General features: G+C 73.2%; 7 protein-coding genes. 6 read left to right on the top strand and 1 reads right to left on the bottom strand.

What is annotated here, in order from left to right:
• Positions 1–23 precede the first annotated feature (23 nt).
• The gene (locus ACWCXC_RS28620; RefSeq protein ID WP_450890942.1) at positions 24–1292 is read left to right on the top strand and encodes a hypothetical protein; all 1269 of its coding nucleotides are present in this window, start codon (positions 24–26) and stop codon (positions 1290–1292) included.
• Between the two features lie 13 nt (positions 1293–1305).
• Here ACWCXC_RS28620 and ACWCXC_RS28615 read toward each other — a convergent pair whose 3' ends face one another.
• Entirely contained in the window at positions 1306–3036 is a 1731-nt protein-coding gene (locus ACWCXC_RS28615; RefSeq protein WP_450890941.1) for a PP2C family protein-serine/threonine phosphatase, read from the bottom strand.
• A 488-nt stretch (positions 3037–3524) separates the two neighbouring features.
• Here ACWCXC_RS28615 and ACWCXC_RS28610 point away from each other — a divergent pair, with 488 nt between their 5' ends.
• The 5 genes from ACWCXC_RS28610 (at position 3525) to ACWCXC_RS28590 (ending at position 18393) form a co-directional block, all read left to right on the top strand.
• Positions 3525–4463 carry a sterol desaturase family protein gene (locus ACWCXC_RS28610; RefSeq protein WP_450890940.1) on the top strand — a complete coding sequence of 313 codons (939 nt, stop codon included), beginning with the start codon at positions 3525–3527 and terminating at the stop codon, positions 4461–4463.
• Positions 4464–4528: 65 nt separating this feature from the next.
• Entirely contained in the window at positions 4529–13954 is a 9426-nt protein-coding gene (locus tag ACWCXC_RS28605) for a non-ribosomal peptide synthetase/type I polyketide synthase (RefSeq protein ID WP_450890939.1), read from the top strand.
• A complete protein-coding gene (locus ACWCXC_RS28600) occupies positions 13944–15626 on the top strand; it encodes a phytoene desaturase family protein (protein WP_450890938.1) in 1683 nt (560 codons plus the stop codon). The genes ACWCXC_RS28605 and ACWCXC_RS28600 overlap by 11 nt, the downstream gene beginning before the upstream one ends.
• A complete protein-coding gene (locus ACWCXC_RS28595) occupies positions 15623–17341 on the top strand; it encodes a phytoene desaturase family protein (protein WP_450890937.1) in 1719 nt (572 codons plus the stop codon). The genes ACWCXC_RS28600 and ACWCXC_RS28595 overlap by 4 nt, the downstream gene beginning before the upstream one ends.
• Positions 17338–18393 (top strand): MDR family NADP-dependent oxidoreductase, encoded by a 1056-nt coding sequence (locus tag ACWCXC_RS28590; RefSeq protein WP_450890936.1) that lies wholly within the window; start codon positions 17338–17340, stop codon positions 18391–18393. The genes ACWCXC_RS28595 and ACWCXC_RS28590 overlap by 4 nt, the downstream gene beginning before the upstream one ends.
• Positions 18394–18542 lie beyond the last annotated feature (149 nt).

The following is an 18542-nucleotide window of genomic DNA, read 5'->3' as shown; positions in this document are numbered from 1 at the left end:
GAAGACGACAAGGGTGGTTGGACATGTCTGGAACACGCGAGGACCGGGACCCGTTCGAGACGGGGCTCGGCGACGCGCTGCGCCGTACGGGGGAGACCTTCTCCGCCGACGGCCTCCCGCTGGTGGACGGCGGCGTCGCACGCGGCAGGCGCGGGGTGCGGCGGCGCAGGACCGCGGCCGTCACCGGCAGTGTCGTGGCGCTGGCGGTCGTGGGCATCGGCGCCTCGTACACGGCGGGCGCCTTCGGCCACCAGCCGGGCGGCACCGGCGCCCCCGCCGCCGCGCGGCCGGCGGCGAGCCGGGCCGCCTCCGCCGCACCGGCCGGCGCCACCGGGCCGCAGCTCTCGGCCCGGCAGGTCGGTGCCGTCCTGGAGGGGCTGCTGCCGAAGGGGAAGATCACCGAACGCTCCGCACGCGGCACCGATGACCCGGCCGGACCGCTGGCCCACCTCGTCCACGACGACGGCCGGGGCAGGGCGGCGATCGGCGTCTCCGTCGGCTCCGTCGACCCGACCGGCAGCGAGGCCGGGGAACAGCTCGCCTGCCCCGACAAGGTCTACGTCCCGTACGACTCCTGCCGCGAGGAGAAACTCCCCGACGGCTCCCGCCTGATGGTGATGCGCGGCTACGAGTACCCCGACAAGCGGGTGGACACCAAGTGGTGGCACGCCTACCTCGTGACCCGCGACGGCTACACCGTGGACGCCAGCGAGTGGAACGCCCCGGCGGAGAAGGGCGCCGACACCACCCGCGACGATCCCCCGCTCGACGCCGGGCAGTTGAAGGCGCTCGTCACGTCGAAGGCGTGGCGGCCCGTGATGGCGGCCCTCGCGAAGGCGCCCCGCGAACCCGTGCGGCAGCCCCCGGCGCGCGGCCTGGACGGGGCGGCGATCCTCCGCAAGCTCACCGCGCTGCTGCCTCCCTCCGTGAAGGTCGTCTCCCGCGACGGGCAGGACGAGTTCGCCTACGTCGTCGTGGACGACGGCAAGGGCGCCTCCCTCGTCCAGATCAATGTGCAGCCCGGCATGTCCGACGCGGGCGATCTGTTCCTCGCGGATACGGAGGAGCTGCCCGACGGGACGAAGGTCGCCTCCCACCAGGGTCCGGGAGAGAAGGGCGGCGCCGGCGTGCGGATGTGGACCGTCGACACCCTGCGCCCGGACGGCCTGCGGGTGGTGGTCTCCGCCTTCAACTCCGGTGCGCAGAACACCCCGGCCACCCGCGAGGAACCCGCCCTGACGATGGCTCAGCTGCGGGCCGTCGCCACGAGTCCGGCCTGGACGGCGAAGTAGCGCCCGCCGCCCGCTAAACGGTCCCGATCCGCCGCAGGGCGAGGAGGGTCGCGTCATCGGTCCGGTGGGGGCCGTCCAGCCGGGCCACGAGCAGTTCCACGTAGTCCTGGAGTCCGTCCTGACCCGGACCCGGGGGCGCTTCCTCGAAGCACCGGGCCGCCGCTTCGAGGAAGCGCAGCGTGTCCCGGTCGGGATCGGCCGGGCGGCGCTCGGTGAGGCCGTCCGAGTACATCAGGACGATGTCACCGATCTCCAGCGGCGACTCGGTGGCGTCGTAGGACACGCCGGACAGCACGCCCAGCGGGGGCCCGGGGCCTGCGCCGGTCATCGGCAGCAGGGCGACGCGGCCGTCGCGCACGAGGACGGGGCGCGGATGACCGGCGCAGGTCCACCGGAGCAGCGCCTGTTCGGGATGGAAGCGGGCGATGATCGTGGTGGCGGTGGACTCGGAGCCCTCCGCGCACGCCACCTCGTTGAGCCACTGCGTCAGCCGCTCGACCGGCTCCTGCGTGTACGCGAGCCCCGCGAGCGCGTACCGCAGCTTCGCCATCAGCGTGGCCGCCGCGAGCCCGTGGCCCCGGGCGTCGCCCAGGGCGATCAGGAGACGGCCGTCGGGCAGCCTGCGCGCCTTGTACCAGTCCCCGCCGACCCCGGCCTCGCGGGCGTCGGGGCGGTAGACGGCCGCCGCCTCCAGACCGTAGGGGTCCAGTTCGTCCTGGAAATGGGGCAGCACCGCCTCGCGCAGGACGTCCGCGATCTCCGCGACCGCCTCGGCACGCTCGTGCTCCCGACGCGCCTCGCGCTCCGCGCGCCGGGCCGCCTCCCGGCGCCGCAGATCCGCCGTCACATCGACGAGCACGGCCCGCACCGCCCACACCAGGCTCCCCGGGGCGATCCGCACGGGCTCGGCGATCATGCGGAACACCTTCCGGCCGCTGCCGCGCAGGCGCAGCTCGCAGGCGGTGGTCCGTTTGCGGAGGATGACGTCGTACAGCGTCTGGTACAGCGCGGGCAGACTGGCGGGCGTGGCCGCGGCGGCCAGCTCGTACAGCCCCGGCACCGGGGTGCCCCGCGCCAGGCCGAGGACCTGCCGGAAGCCGCGCGAGGGCAGCACCCCGGGGTCCCCGAGGTTCCACTCCGCCCAGCAGCTGCGCACCAGCCGCTGCGCTGCGGCGGCCATCCGGAGGCGGCTGCCCGGCTCCCAGGTCAGCAGGTAGTGGCGGCCGCAGGGGGCGATCCGCGCCTCGCCGTTGCTCCGCACGGGTCCCGTACGGGTGCGCGCGAGCCATTCCACGTCCTGCGGGCCCTGCGGAACGCCCTCGCGGTACGCGGCGGTCAGCATCCGGGGGACCGAGGTGGCGGCCAGGGCCGGATAGCGGGCGAAGAGCCACTGCGCGCCGCCCGGAGGCTCGGCCGGACTCTCGCGTGCCCGTGCCGTTCCGTAGACCTGGGCCTGCGCGTTCCGGCCGATGACCAGCGCGTCCCGCAGCTCCCCGTCCGCGCCGAAGACGGGCTCCAGCAGGAGCGCGGCCATCGGCAGCGCGTCCAGCACCTCCTGGCCCCCGGGAGGCGTCACGAGGACCGCCCCGGGGAGCACACCGGGGTCGCGGTCCTCGTCGTCGTCCTGGTGCAGGGCCGCGTACGCCGTGATCCTCCGCCGTTGTGCGTCCAGCAGCGCACGGATCGCCCGCAGTTCCAGACGGGAGCGCGCGCCGTCCGCCGGAGTGGGGTCGTCCATGGGCATAGCGGGCCCTCTCGGTGCCGTGTGTGAACAGCATCGGGGCGCACGGCGGGTCGCGCCAGCCGGGGGCGGCGCCACCGCACGGACCGGGGCGTGTCACGCGTGCCGGCGTACGGCTCCGCGCCCCCACGCACGCCCCGGCGTGGAAAAGGCGGACCAGCGCATCGCGATGCGCCGTCCTTCGGCGTCTCGATGATCCTAAGAATTAATTCCTCACACAATTATGTGCCGCGGTCGAAAAGGATGGGCGATTTCTCCGTGCCGAGCACGGTTAAAGCGACGGGAGCGGGAAATAAATGATCTGGGCCGATGGGGGTAGAGGCATCGGTTCACGCCACGGCCGAATTCCGTCGGGGCCGGGTGTCTGACATCTTTCCGTGCGGATCCGGGGTGGCCCCCCGGGTGCGCCGATGCGCCAAAGGCTGCGATGACCTGCCCTGATGCGGCGTATCGATCCTTCTTTCGGTTACCGTCTCCTGTGGGGGTCACGGATGGGCGAGCGTGAGCGTGGAGCCGATGGCGCAATTCATTCGGCAGACCATTCGGATGTGCGTCGGAGTGCGGCCGGTAATTCACCGGCCCGTTTCCTCCGTGCGTTCTCCTATCCCTTTCTGCTCCTCGCGGTCGTTCTCGTGGGGGTGTTCGCGGTACGGGAGCGATGGGACCCGGCCCGGGTCAGCCCGCTTTTCCTGATCGGGGTCATCTCCTATCTCGTCCTGCTGGAACGGCTGATTCCGTACGACCGGACCTGGCACCCGGCCACGGCGGAATGGCGCCTCTACGGCATCTACTTCCTGCTCACCATGGCCGGAAGCGGACTGGCGCAACTGCTCGTGTCGCTGGCCGTCGGCCTCATCTCGCCGGCGGAGCCGACCCACCATCTGGGGGTCGAGATCCCGGGCGCGCTCCTCACCGGATCGCTCGCCAGCTATCTGGTGCACCGGCTGGGCCACCGCAACCCCCTGCTCTGGCGGCTGCACGGCGTGCACCACGTGCCGGAGAAGGTCAACGTCGCCAACAACGGCGTCAACCACGTCCTGGACATCGTCCTGGCCCAGGGCCTGGTCCAACTGGCCCTGGCCCTCGCCGGATTCTCCCGGCCGGCCGTGCTGGTGACCGGACTCTTCGTCGCCGCCCAGGGCTACTTCGTCCACGCCAACATCGACGTCCGCATCGGCCCCCTCAACCATCTGCTGGCCAGCCCCGAGCAGCACCGGCTGCACCACAGCACCGATCTGGCCGAGGCCGGGCACTACGGCTCCGACCTGTCGTGCTGGGACCACCTCTTCGGCAGCTTCACCTGGCGACCGGGCCGGGAACCCGCCGCCGTGGGCCTCCGGGACCCCGCCGCCTTCCCCGGCACCGGCGAGATCCTGGCCGCCCTCCTGCACCCCTGGCGACGCGGAGCCGCGCCGGGCCGCCGGCCCTGACCGGCAGGTCACCCGCCGACGACCGCACCGCCCCCGACGTTCCACCACCCTGTGAGGAGTTCGACATGTCCGACGCCGAGAACCGGACCTTACGGTCCAAGGTGGCCATCGTCGGGATGGGCTGCCGCCTGCCCGGCGGTGCCTCGGACCACCGCGCGTTCTGGCGGAACCTGGTGACCGGCAAGGACTGCGTCACGCCGACCCCGCCCGACCGCTACGACGCGGCGACCCTCGGCAGCCGGTACCGCGACAAACCCGGACGCCTCGTGGGCGGTCGCGGCGGATACATCGACGGCTTCGACGCGTTCGACCCCGCGTTCTTCGGCATCAGCCCCCGCGAGGCCCACCACATGGACCCGCAGCAGCGCAAACTGCTCGAAGTGGCCTGGGAGGCCCTGGAGGACGGCGGCCAGCGGCCCGACGCGCTCGCGGGCACCAACGTCGGCGTCTACGTCGGGGCGTTCACCCTGGACTACAAGATCCTCCAGTTCGCCGACCTGGACTTCACCACCCTGGCCGCCCACACCGCGACCGGCACCATGATGACGATGGTGTCGAACCGCATCTCGTACTGCTTCGACTTCCGCGGCCCCAGCCTCTCCGTCGACACCGCGTGCAGCTCCTCCCTGGTCGCCGTCCATCTGGCCTGCCAGGCGCTGGACAGCGGCGAGACCGATCTCGCGCTGGCCGGCGGCGTCCTGCTCCACATGGCCCCGCAGTACACCATCGCGGAGACCAAGGGCGGGTTCCTCTCGCCCGGGGGCCGCTCGCGCACCTTCGACGCCACCGCCGACGGCTACGTACGCGCCGAGGGCGTCGGCCTGGTCGCGCTGAAGCGCCTGGACGACGCCGTACGAGACGGGGACCGGATCCACGCGGTGATCCTCGGCAGCGGCGTCAACCAGGACGGCCGCACCCCGGGCATCACCGTGCCCAGCCCCGACGCCCAGGTCGACCTGATCCGCCGGGTCTGCGCCGAGGCGGGCATCACCCCCGGAGACCTCCAGTACATGGAGGCGCACGGCACCTCCACCCCGGTCGGCGACCCGATCGAGGCCAACGCCCTGGCCCGCGCCCTGGCCGTGGGACGGGCCCCGGGCGCCCGCGCCTACGTCGGCTCGGTCAAGGCGAACATCGGCCACACCGAATCCGCCGCCGGGATCGCCGGCCTGATCAAGACCGTGCTGAGCCTCGAACACCGGGTGATCCCGCCCCACATCAACCTGGAGACCCTCAACCCCGCCATCGACGCGGCGGCCCTCCCGTACGAGATCCCGACCCGGGCCACCGACTGGCCCGACCACGAAGGACCCGCCCGCGCGGGGGTGAACTCCTTCGGCTTCGGCGGCACCAACGCCCACGTCGTGCTGGAGGAGGCCCCGCCGGCCCCGCGCTCCGCCCCGCCCGCCCGCAGACCGTGGAGCATCCTGCCGCTCAGCGCCCGCCACCCCGACGCCCTGACGGAAGCCGCCGCCGGGATCCGGGGCGAACTGGCCGGCGACAACGGCCCGGCCCCCTCCCTCGACGACCTCGGCCACACCCTGGCCCACCGCCGCCAGCACCTGCCCGAGCGGCTGTCCGTCGTCTACTCCTCGGCCGCCTCCCTCGACGAGGCGCTCGCCGCCCACGGACGCGGCGAACCGCACCCGCGCGTCGTGCGGGGCCGCGCCCGGGGGAGCGCCGACCGCACACTCGTCTGGGTCTTCACCGGCATGGGCCCCCAGTGGTGGGGCATGGGCCGCCAACTGTTCGCCGACGAACCGGTCTTCCGCGACACCGTCATCGCCTGCGACCGGGCCGTGCGGGAGTTCGCGGACTGGTCCCTGGTCGAGGAGCTGACCGCCGACGAGTCCGCCTCCCGGATGAGCGGGACATGGCTCGCCCAGCCCGCCAACTTCGCCGTACAGGCGGGCCTGGCCGCGCTCTGGCGGTCGTACGGGGTGCGCCCGGACGCCGTCGTCGGCCACAGCACCGGCGAGATCGCCGCCTTCCACGCCGCGGGCGTCTACTCCCTGCGGGACGCGGTCAGGATCGCGGTCCACCGCAGCCGCCTCCAGCAGACCCTGGCCGGCACCGGCACCATGCTCGCCGTCGGCCTGGCCGAGGACGAGGCGGAGCGCCGCGTCCGCCCCTACCGCGACCGGGTCTCCGTCGCCGCTGTCAACAGCCCCACCGCGATCACCCTGGCCGGAGACGAGGCGGCGCTCATCCGGCTGGCCGAGGAACTGCGCGACGAACAGCGGTTCGTGAAGTTCCTCAGTGTCGAAGTGCCCTACCACAGCGTCGGCATGGAACGCATCAAGGACGAACTCCTGCGCTCCCTGGCCCCGTTGGAACCACGCCGGGCCGACGTCCCGCTCTATCTGACCGGTACGGAGGGAACCGCGCGCGGCGAGGAACTGGACGCCGCCTACTGGTGGCGGAACGTCCGCGACCGGGTCCGCTTCCGCTCCGCGGTCGACCGGCTCGCCGCCGACGGCCACCGGCTGTTCCTGGAGATCGGCCCCCACCCCGTCCTCGGCCACGCGATCCGCGAATGCCTCGACGCCACCGGCGCCACCGCCACCACCCTGCCCTCCATCCGCCGGGGGGAGGACGAGAGCGAACGCTTCGCCGCCTCCCTCGGCGCGCTCCACACCCTGGGCGTCCCCGTCGACTGGTCGGTGCTCCAGCCCGCCGGCCGGCCCGTCACCCTGCCCCGCCACCCCTTCCGGCGCGACCGCTACTGGACCGAGCCCGCCAACGTCGCCCGGGTCCGCCTCGGCCACCGCGACCACGCCCTCCTCGGCCGCCGCACCGACGCGGCGGAACCCACCTGGCAGGCCCGCCTGGACACCGAGGACCTTCCCTACCTCGCCGACCACCGCATCCAGGACACCGTCGTCTTCCCCGCCGCCGGCTACATCGAGATGGCCTCGCAGGCCGTCCTGCGGCTCACCGGCGGCACCACCGCCGTCCTCGCCGGCATCGAACTGCGCAAGGCCCTCTTCCTGCCCGACGGCGAGGACCGCACCATCGAGGTGGCGCTCTCCCCGGAGAACGCCACCTTCACCATCGCCTCGCCCACCGGACCCGACGGCGAGCGGACCGTGCACGCCGCCGGCACCGTCCGCACCGGACAGCGCCGCCGCACCACCCCGCCCCTCGACGCCGACGCGATCCGGGCCCGCACCCGGCGCCGCCTGAAGGGCCCCGACTGCTACACGGCCCTGGCCGCCCTCGGCTACCACTACGGACCCGCCTTCCGGGCCATCGAGGAGGTGTGGATCGGCGACGGAGAGGCCCTGGCCCGGATCCGCCCACCGCGCGCGCTCGGCGGCGACGCCGGGGACCACCACCTCCACCCCGTGCTGCTCGACGCCTGCTTCCAGACCCTGCTGACCCCGCTCGTCCTCGAAGACCCCGCCCCGGGCACCGGGATCAGGCTGCCGCTCTCGGTGGAGGAGATCGCCCTCGAACCCATCGGGGACCAGCCGTTCTGGGCGCATGCCACGCTGCTCCCCGCCGACGCGGACACCACCCTCGGCACCCTCGCCCTGTACGGCGACGACGGCACCCCGCTGGGCCGCGTGGAGGGATTCCGCGCCGCCGACGTGGAGAAGGCCGCCACCGCCGTCGCCCGCACCACCATCGACTCCTGGCTCGTCGAACCCGTCTGGACCGGCTGCCCGCCCCTGCCCACCGCCCGTCCCGAGCCCGCCGGACCCGGCACCGAACGGAACGGACCGCCCGCACCGGACGCCGCCCCGCACGCGCCCGCACCGGACCACGGCTGGCTGCTCCTCGCGGACGGCGGGGGCGTCGCGGACGCCTTCGCCTCCCTCGCCGCCGCCCGGGGCGAACGCTGCCGCACCGTACGCCGGGGCCCGGCCTACACCGCCTCCGCCGACGGCTCCGCCTACACCGTCGACCCCGCGTCCGACCGCGATCTGCGCCGCCTCCTCGCGGACCTCGACCGCGAGGGCGCCCCCTTCCGGGGCACCGTCCTCCACCTGTGGAACCTCGACGCCCCCGCCCTCGCCACCTGCGACGGGACCGCCCTGCGCGACCACACCGGAGCCGGCGCCTACTCCCTGATCGTCCTCGCCCGCCTGCTGGCCGCCCGGGGCGACGGGGGCCGGCTGCACATCGTCACCCGGGGCGCCCAGCCCGCCCTGCCCGGCGAGGCACCCGAACCCCTCGGGGCTCCCGCCTGGGGCATCGGCCGCGTCCTGCGGCACCAGGAGCTGATCGGCCACCCCGGCAAGCTCATCGACCTCGACCCCCGGCGCAGCCCGGGCCCGGACGGCGACCGGGCCGACGCCGAGGCACTCCTGGCCGAGGCCCTGAGCGACGACGAGACGGAGATCGCCCTGCGCGACGGCGGCCGCCTCACCGGCCGGCTGCGCCCAGCCGAGGGCCTGACCCGTCCGCTGCCGCCCCTGCTGCGGGCCGACGGCAGCTATCTGGTCACCGGCGCGTTCGGCGCGCTCGGCCGGCTGCTCTGCCGCACCCTCGTCCGCCGGGGGGCCCGCAGACTCGTCCTCGTCGGCCGCACCCCCGTACCGCCCCGGGACACCTGGGCCGGACTCGACCCCGCCACCCCCGAGGGCCGGGCCACGGGCCTGCTGCGCGAACTGGAGGCGCTGGGCGCCCAGCCCGTCCTCGCGACCCTCGACATCACCGACGAGGACGCCCTGACCGACTGGCTCGACGTCCATCGCGCGAGCGGGGCCCCGCCGGTCCGCGGGGTGTTCCACCTGGCCGGACAGGTCCGCGACACCCTCGTCGCCGATCTCGACCGGGCCGCCTTCGACGCCGTCCACGACCCCAAGACCGTCGGCGCCCACCTCCTGCACCGGCATCTGAGGGACGAACCCCTCGAACACTTCGTGCTGTTCGCCTCGATCGCCTCCCTGCTCACCACGGCCGGCCAGACCAACTACGCCGCGGGGAACGCCTTCCTGGACGCCCTCGCGCACCACCGCCGCGCCGAGGGGCTGCCCGCCCTCAGCCTCGACTGGGGCCCCTGGGCCACCGGAATGATCGAGGAACTCGGCCTGGTCGACCACTATCTGCACAGCCGGGGCATGAGTTCCCTGTCCCCGGAGGCCGGCATGGCCGTCCTGGAACGCGTCATCGGCCAGGACCACGCCCAGCTCGTCGTCGCCACCGTCGTCGACTGGCCCGTCTTCCTCGCCTGGTACCCGTCCCCGCCCCCGCTGGTCGCCGATCTCGTGGCGGCCGCCGCCCCGCCCCGCGACGCCGGCGGTGGTCACGGCTTCCTCGACACCTTCCGCGCGGCCGGGCCCGAAGCCCGCCGGACCCTGGTCACCGAACGGTTCGCCGCGCTCGCCGCCACCGTCCTGCGCACCGCCCCCGACCGCGTCGACCCCGGCACCGACCTCGGCGCCCTCGGCCTCGACTCCCTCCTCGCCATGGAGCTGCGGGCCCGCATCCACGCCGACCTCGGCGTCGCCCTGCCCGTGGTCGCCCTGCTCAGCGGCACCCCGGCCGGAGAACTCGCCGGCCAGCTCCACGACGGCCTCACCGCCCTCGCCTCGGCCGACGACACCGACGGGACGGGCACGGCCGTCGCCCTCCACGAGGACGAGCGCAGCTACCCGCTGACGCAGAACCAGAAGGCGCTCTGGTTCCTCAAGCACCTCAACCCCGACGGGTACGCCTACAACATCGGCGGGGCCGTCGAGGTCCACGCCGCCCTCGAACCGGACCTGATGTTCGAGGCGGTCCGCCGGCTCATCGCCCGCCACCCGGCCCTGCGCACCAACTTCCTCATGGTGGACGGGCAGGCCGTGCAGCAGGTCTCCGAGGAAGCCCCGGCCGACCTCGCCCTCTTCGACGTCCAGGGCGAGGACTGGGAGTCCATCCACGCGACGATCGTCCAGGAGTACCGCAAGCCCTACGACCTCGCCCACGACCCCCTGGTCCGCTTCCGCCTCTTCAAGCGGGGCCCGGACCGCTGGATCATCATGAAGGCCGTCCACCACATCGTCTCCGACGCCATCTCCACGTTCACCTTCATCGAGGAACTCCTCGCGGTGTACGAGGCGCTCCGCCGTGGCCAGGAGCCCGAACTGCCGCCGGTGAAGGCCCGCTACCTCGACTTCCTCAACCAGCAGAACGCCTTCCTGGCCGGGCCGGAGGCGGCCGGCATGCTCGCCTACTGGCGCTCGCACCTGCCGGCCGAGGTCCCGCTCCTGGACCTGCCCGTCGACCGGCCCCGCCCGGCCGTCCAGACCCACAACGGGGCCTCGGAGTTCTTCGTCCTCGACGAAGCGCTCAGCGCCCGCGTCCACGCCCTGGCCCAGACCCACGGCGTCACCCCGTTCATGGTGCTGCTCAGCGCCTACTACCTCCTGCTGCACCGCTACTCCGGGCAGGACCACCTCGTCGTCGGCAGCCCGGTCACCGGCCGCACCCGGCAGGACTTCGCCTCCGTCTACGGCTACTTCGTCAACCCGCTCCCGCTCCACGCCGACCTGACCGGTGACCCGACCGTGGCCGCCCTGCTGCGGCAGGTCCGCGAGACCGTGCTCGGCGGTCTGGACAACCAGGAGTACCCCTTCGTCCTCCTCGTCGAGGAACTGGGCCTCCAGCACGACCCCAGCCGCTCCGCCGTCTTCCAGGCGATGTTCATCCTGCTGACCCACAAGGTGGCGTCCGAACAGTACGGATACCGCCTGGAGTACATCGAACTGCCCGAGGAGGAGGGTCAGTTCGACATCACCCTCTCCGCCTACGAGGACGAGGCGGAGGGCCGCTTCCACTGCGTGTTCAAGTACAACACCGACCTCTTCCTCCCCGAGACGCTGCGCCGCATGGCCGGCCACTACGTCCGCATCCTGGACGGGATGACCCGTGCGCCGGGCGAACGGCCCGTTTCCCGGCTGGAGATGCTCGGCGACCGGGAGCGGGAGCGCATCCTGGACGAGTGGAGCCGCCCGGCCCTGCCGCTCACCGCACCGGCCGGGGACGCGGACGTCGTACCGGTGCAGGAGCTGATCGCACGCAGGGCCGCCGAACGCCCCGACGCCGTGGCCGTGACCTTCCCCTCACCGGGCGGCGCACCGCGCCTGCTGACCTACGCGGAACTGCTGCGCCGGGCCGACGAGACCGCCGCACGGCTGCGCTCGCTCGGCGTGGGCGAGGGCCGCGTGGTCGTGCTCTGCCTGGACAAGTCGCCCGAGCTGGTCGTCGCCCTGCTCGGCGTGCTCCGGGCGGGTGCCGCCTACCTCCCGGTGCGGCCCGGTCAGCCCGTCGACCGGCTCGCCCACCTCGTATCGGCCACCGGCGCGGCGCTCGTCGTCGTCGCGGACGACGCCGCGCCGGAGCACAAGGGCGCCTGGGCCGTCCCGACACGGACCCTCGCCGAGCTAACCCGCACCGCCCCGCACCCGGACGGGCCGGGGCCCGCGGCCGGCCCCGAGTCGCCCGCGTACGTCATCACCACCTCCGGCTCCACCGGCCGCCCGAAGGCCGTCCGCGTCAGCCACCGCAACCTGGCCTCCGCGTACGAGGCGTGGCGGCTGGAGTACCGGCTGGAGACCGACGTGCGGACGCACCTCCAAATGGCCGACCCGTCCTTCGACGTGTTCACCGGCGACCTGGTCCGCGCCCTGTGCTCGGGCGGCACCCTGGTCCTGGCCGACCGCGACCTCCTCTTCGACACCACCCGCCTCTACCGCACCATGCGTCAGGAACGTGTGGACTGCGCGGAGTTCGTCCCCGCCGTCGTGCGCGGCCTGATGGACCACTGCGCGCGCGAGGGGCTGCGACTGGACTTCCTGCGGCTGCTGGTGGTCGGCTCGGACGCCTGGAGCGTGGGGGAGTACCGCCGGCTGGCCGGACTGTGCGGCCCCGGCACCCGGCTCGTCAACTCCTACGGCCTCACCGAGGCCACCATCGACAGCGCCTGCTTCGAAGGGCCCGTCGACGACCTGGAGGACGGCGCCATGGTCCCCATCGGCCGCCCCCTGCCCCACAGCACCCTCCACGTCCTCGACACCCACGGCGAACCGGTCCCGCCCGGCGTCCCCGGCGAACTCTGGATCGGCGGCCCCGGCGTCGCCCTCGGCTACGCCGGAGACCCCGGGCAGACCGACGCGCGCTTCGTCACCCGCACCCTCGGCCGAGGCCCCGGCGCCCGCCCCGAACGCCTCTACCGCACCGGAGACATCGCCCGCTGGGACGCCCGGGGCCGGGTCCATCTGCTCGGCCGCACCGACGGCCAGGTGAAACTGCGCGGCCACCGCATCGAGACCGGCGAGATCGAGGCCCACCTCGCCCAGTGGCCCGCGCTCGTCCGGGCCGTCGTCACCGTACGCACCGACACCGGGGGAGACCCGGCGCTCTGCGCGTACTGCGTGACCGCCCCCGGCGCCACCCTGGACGTCCGGGGCCTGCGCCGCCATCTCGCCCGCTCCCTGCCCTCCTACATGATCCCGTCCCACTACACCGAACTGCCCGCCCTGCCGCTGACGGCCAACGGCAAGGTCGACACGGCCGCGCTGCCCGCCCCCCGGGCCGCAACGGGCGACCGGCCCCACGCGGAGCCGGTGACTCTGTACGAGATCGGCGTCGCCCGGCACTGGAAGGCCCTCCTGGGACGCGAGAGGGTCGGCCTGGAGGACGACTTCTTCGAACTCGGCGGCAGCTCGATCAAGCTCATCGAACTCCTCCACCACCTGCGCACCGAATTCGGCGTCGGCGTCCCCGTCAGCAGGCTCTACCAGGTCACCACCCTGCACGGCATGGCCGCCACCATAGAGGACGTGCTGCACGGCACGGACACCGACGACCTGCCCTTCCTCACCTTCAACGCCGGACAGGGCCCCGCCCTGTTCTGCTTCCCGCCCGCCGGCGGCCACGGCCTCGTCTACCGGGGCCTGGCCGCCCACCTCCCCGACCACACCGTCATCGGCTTCAACTACCTCCCCGGGGACGACAAGACGGCCCGCTACGCCGACCTCGTCGAGGCCGCCCAGGGGCCCGAGGACCCCTGCCTCCTCCTGGGCTACTCCCTCGGCGGCAACCTGGCCTTCGAGACCGCCAAGGAACTGGAGCGCCGGGGCCGCCGCGTCGCCCACGTCGTCATCCTCGACTCCCGCCGCATCCTCACCCCCTACGAACCGGACGCCACCGGCATCGCCGTCTTCGAACGCGAACTCGCCGAGCACCTGCGCAAACACACCGGCTCCGAGGCCGTCGCCCGCGAGACCCTCGCCCACGCCGCCGAGTACCTCGCCTTCTGCGGACGGACCCCCAACACCGGCACGGTCGCCGCGACCGTCAGCGTGATCACCGACGAGGACAAGGCCGCCCTCTACGCCGCCGGGGAACAGGGCACCTGGCACGGCAGCTCCACCACCGGCACCGCCGTCCTGCGCGGCTCCGGCAGCCACGCCGACCTGCTCGACGCCAAGCACCTGCCCCGCAACGCCGCACTCGTGCGGTCCGCCCTGACGGGAGAACCGGCCCATGGCGGATGAGTACCCGGACGACTGGACCAGCAGGCGGCGCGCCCCCGGCACCCCGCCCCGCGTCATCGTCGTCGGCGCGGGCGTGGCCGGCCTCTCCACCGGCTGCTACGCCCAGATGAGCGGGGCCAGAACCCGGGTCTTCGAGAAACACGTCCTGCCCGGCGGGTGCTGCACCGCCTGGTCGCGCGAGGGCTACCTCTTCGACTACTGCATCGAATGGCTCATCGGCACCGCCCCGGGCAACGACGCCCACCGCGTGTGGCGCGAACTCGGCGCCCTGGACGGCAAGTCGGTCACCAACTTCGAGCTGTTCAACAAGGTCGAGGACGCGGACGGACGGTCCGTCACCTTCTACAACGACCCCGACCGGCTGGAGGCGCACCTCCTGGAGCTCTCGCCCGCCGACGCCCCCCACATCCGGGCGTTCACCCGGGACCTGCGGCGCTTCCTGCGCATCGAGCTGTACCCGTTCCTGACCGCGCCCGCCCTGCGCACCGTGGGGGAGAGGGCCCGCACCCTGCGCACGGTGCTCCCCGCCTTCCGGCTGTTCTGGCGGACCGCCGCCACCCCCATGCACGTCTTCGCCGACCGGTTCCAGGACCCGCTGCTGCGCGCGGCGTTCCGCAACATCTTCTTCCAGGACCCGGAGGGCTTCCCGCTGCTGCCGTACCTCTTCAACATGGCGGCCGCCCACCACGGCAACGCCGGCTTCCCGCAGGGGGGTTCGCTGGGCCTGGCCCGTTCCGTCGAGGAGCGGTACCGCCGACTGGGCGGCACGGTCACCTACCGGGCCCGCGCCGAACGGATCCTGGTCGAGAACGACCGGGCGGTCGGCGTCGAACTGCGCAACGGGCGGCGGTACTTCGCCGAGCACGTGGTCTCCGCCTGCGACGGGCACACCACCGTCTACGACCTGCTCGGGGGCCGGTACACCGGACCCCGCATCGACAGGCTCTACACCGACCTGCTGCACCGCCCCGGCACGCTCTTCCCCGCCGTCGTCTCCGCCTTCGTCGGACTGCGCGGCGACGTGGAGCCGGACGAGGCGCACAGCACCACCCATCTCCTCGGCCCGCACGACGCGGGCCGGCTGCCCGGCGCGCTCCAGGACAGCCTCGTCGTGCAGGCCCGCTCCCGCTACTCCGGAGGCTTCGCCCCACCGGGCCACTCCGTCCTGCACTGCACCTACTTCAGCGACTACACCTCGTGGAAGGAGCTGCGGACCGAGAGCCGCGCGGAGTACCGGCAGCGCAAACGCCAGGTCGCCGACTTCGTCCGGGACTTCCTGGAACGGCGCACGCCCGGCATCGCCGAGCGCATCGACGTCCTGGAGGTCGCCACCCCCGCCACCACCCACCGCTACACCGGCAATCTGCGCGGCTCCATCCTGGCCTGGAAGGCGTTCTCGGACGCCGACGACGTCGCGTCGCGGCTCGTCGGCAGGGACCGCATGCGGCTGCCGGGCCTGAGCAGCTTCTCCATGGCCGGTCAGTGGGCCGGCATGGGCGGACTGATCAGGGCGGCCTCCACCGGACGCTTCGCCGTCCAGTACCTCTGCCGCGAACTCGGCCTGGAGTTCCGGGCCTGGGAGAGCGAGGGGACCGAGCCGTGGCACCCCCGGATGCTGGGACGGCTGCCCCAGCTCGACCGGTGGTCGGCACGCGAGAGCGAGGACTCATGAGCGAGGGAACGGGCCGGTCCCGGCCGGCGGGCCGGGACCGGAAGACGATGATCATCATCGGGGCGGGGCTCGGCGGTCTCTCCACCGGCGTCTACGCCCGGATGAACGGCTACCGCACCCGCATCCTGGAGATGCACGAACTGCCCGGCGGCTGCTGCACCGCCTGGGAGCGCGGCGACTTCACCCTGGACGGGTGCGTCAGCTGGCTGCTCGGCAGCGGCCCCGGCAACGAGATGCACCAGATCTGGCTGGAGCTCGGAGCCCTCCAGGGCAAGGAGATCCGCCACTTCGACGTCTTCAACATCGTGCGCGGCACGGACGGGCGGGCCGTCCACTTCTACTCCGACCCGGACCGGCTCGAAGCCCATCTGATCGCCCTCTCGCCCGCCGACGCCCGGCTGGTGCGGAAGTTCTGCGGCCACCTGCGCAGCTTCCGCAAGGCACTCGCGGTCTACCCCTTCCTCAAACCCGTCGGGCTGATGGGCCGCCGGGAGCGCTGGCGGATGCTCGCCTCGTTCCTGCCCTACGCCAACGCCGTCCGCACCACCATCACCGTCCTGATGAGCGACTTCTCGGCCCGGTTCACGGACCCGCTGCTGAGGGAGGCGTTCAACTACATCCTCTACGAGAAGCACCCGGCCTTCCCGGTCCTCCCGTTCCACTTCCAGCTCGCCTCGCACGCCAACCTGTCCGCGGGCGTCCCCGAGGGCGGCTCCCTCGGCCTCGCCCGTTCGATCGAGGCCCGCTATCTGCGGCTCGGCGGCGAGGTCTCGTACAACACCAAGGTCGAGTCGGTGATCGTCGAGGACGACCGGGCGGCCGGCGTCCGGCTCAGCGACGGCCGTGAACTGCGCGCCGACATCGTCGTCTCGGCCTGCGACGGCTACACGACGGCCATGAAGTTCCTGGGGGGCCGCTACCTCGGAGAGGACTACCACCGGCTCTACACCGAGACCATCCACCGGCCCGGCATGGTCTTCCCCGGCTACTTCACCCTCTTCCTCGGCCTCGACCGTCCCTTCCCCGAGGGCGACCCCTGCACGACGCACCTCATCGACGAGGCCCTGGCCGCCGAACTGACCGGCATCCGCCACCACAGCGTCAACGTCCAGTTCCGCAGCAGCCACTACCCCGAACTCTCCCCGGCGGGCACCACCGTCGTCTACGCCACCTACTTCTGCGACATCGCCCCCTGGCGGGCCCTGGACGAGGGCCCCGAACAGGTCACCCGGGTCCGCGGCGGCAAGGAGCTGCACACCCTGCCCGTACGGCACGGGCGCGGCTACTACGCGGCGAAGCACCGGGCCCGGGAAGCCCTCATCGGCTTCCTGGACCGGCGCCACCCCGGCCTGCGCGACGCGATCGTCGTCCGCGACGTCTCCAGCCCGCTCACCCAGGTCCGCTACACCGCCAACCACGACGGCACCGTCCTCGGCTGGCAGCCCTTCGTCGAGAGCGGCGAGACCCTCGAAGAGCTGATCAAGAAGCACGGCCCCGGCTTCCCCGGCCTGCGCGACTTCTACCAGTCCGGGGTCTGGGCCACCACGGGCGGCCTCATCCGCGCCGCCGCCGCGGGCCGTCACGTCATGCAGTTCGTCTGCCGCGACGACGGCAGACCCTTCACCGCCTCGGTCGACCTCACGGCGCCCCCGCCGACCCACCGCGTCATCCCCGTCCCCGTCCGCCCCGCCGCCCCGCCGGAGAGGAAACCATGAAGACCGAGAAATGGGTGCTCCGCGAACACGTCGAGGGCGTCCCCGACGTGAGCCGCGTCTACGAGAAGGTCGTCGAGCACCTCGACGTCGACCTCGCCCCCGACGAGATGCTGCTGCGCACGCGGTACGTCTCCGTCGACCCCTACCTCCAGGGCATCGCCCTCGACACCCCCATCGGCGGGCACATGGGCGCCGACTCCGTCATGGAGGTGGTGGAGGCCGGACCCGAAGCCGCCCACCGCGTCGGCGACCTCGTCCAGGGCTTCGGCGGCTGGCGCACCCATCTGATCTCCACCGGCGCGCCCGAACCCTGGCGGACCGGCACCTTCCCCATGGTCTTCCCGGCCTACCGCAGGCTCGATCCCGACTGGTACGACGACGCCCTGCCGCTGCCGACCGCCCTCGGCGTGATGGGCGGCCCCGGGATGACGGCCTGGGGGACCCTCACCAAATACATGACGATCAGCCCCGGCGACACCCTCGTCGTCAGCGGGGCCTCCGGCGCCGTCGGCAGCCTCGTCGGCCAGCTCGCCGCGCTCGACGGGGCCCGGGTCGTCGGCACCACCTCCTCCCCGGAGAAGGCCGGGCGCCTCGCCGCGCTGGGCTTCGACGCGGTGATCGTCTACCGGCACGGGGACGACGCGGACAGCGTCCGCGACGCCCTGGAACGGGCCGCCCCCGACGGCGTCGACCGGTACTTCGACAACCTCGGCGGCGCGGTCACCGACGCCGTCTTCCCCCTCCTCAACGTCGGCGCCCAGGTGGCGGTCTGCTGGCAGTGGGCGACCCAGGTGGGCAACGAGCACACCGGCCCCCGCCTCCTGCCGTACCTGATGTTCCCGCGCGCCACCGTCCGCGGCATCTTCTCCCTGGAGTGGTTCACCGAGGAGAACTGGCGCGCCCTGCACACCGATCTCGGCGGCCGGGTCCGGCGCGGCGAGGTCGTCTGCGACCACACCGTCTACCACGGCTTCGACACCATCCCCGCCGCGTACGCCGGCCTCTACACGGACCCGGCCGCGCACCGGGGCAAGGTCCTCGTCGCAGTCTGACCGAGCCGACCCCGGGCGGTCGCGACGGTCACGACCGCCTCGACCGAGTCGACCGCTGCCACCGTCCCCGCCCGCCACGACGCTGCCACCGCCCCCGCCCGCCACGACGATGTCACCGCCCCTGACGGCCACCACGATGACGCCCGCCC

It is taken from the genome of Streptomyces sp. NPDC001515, from assembly GCF_053597115.1.
The sequence above is the reverse complement of the archived record's forward strand: the minus strand, read 5'-3'. Positions and strand labels throughout refer to the sequence as shown.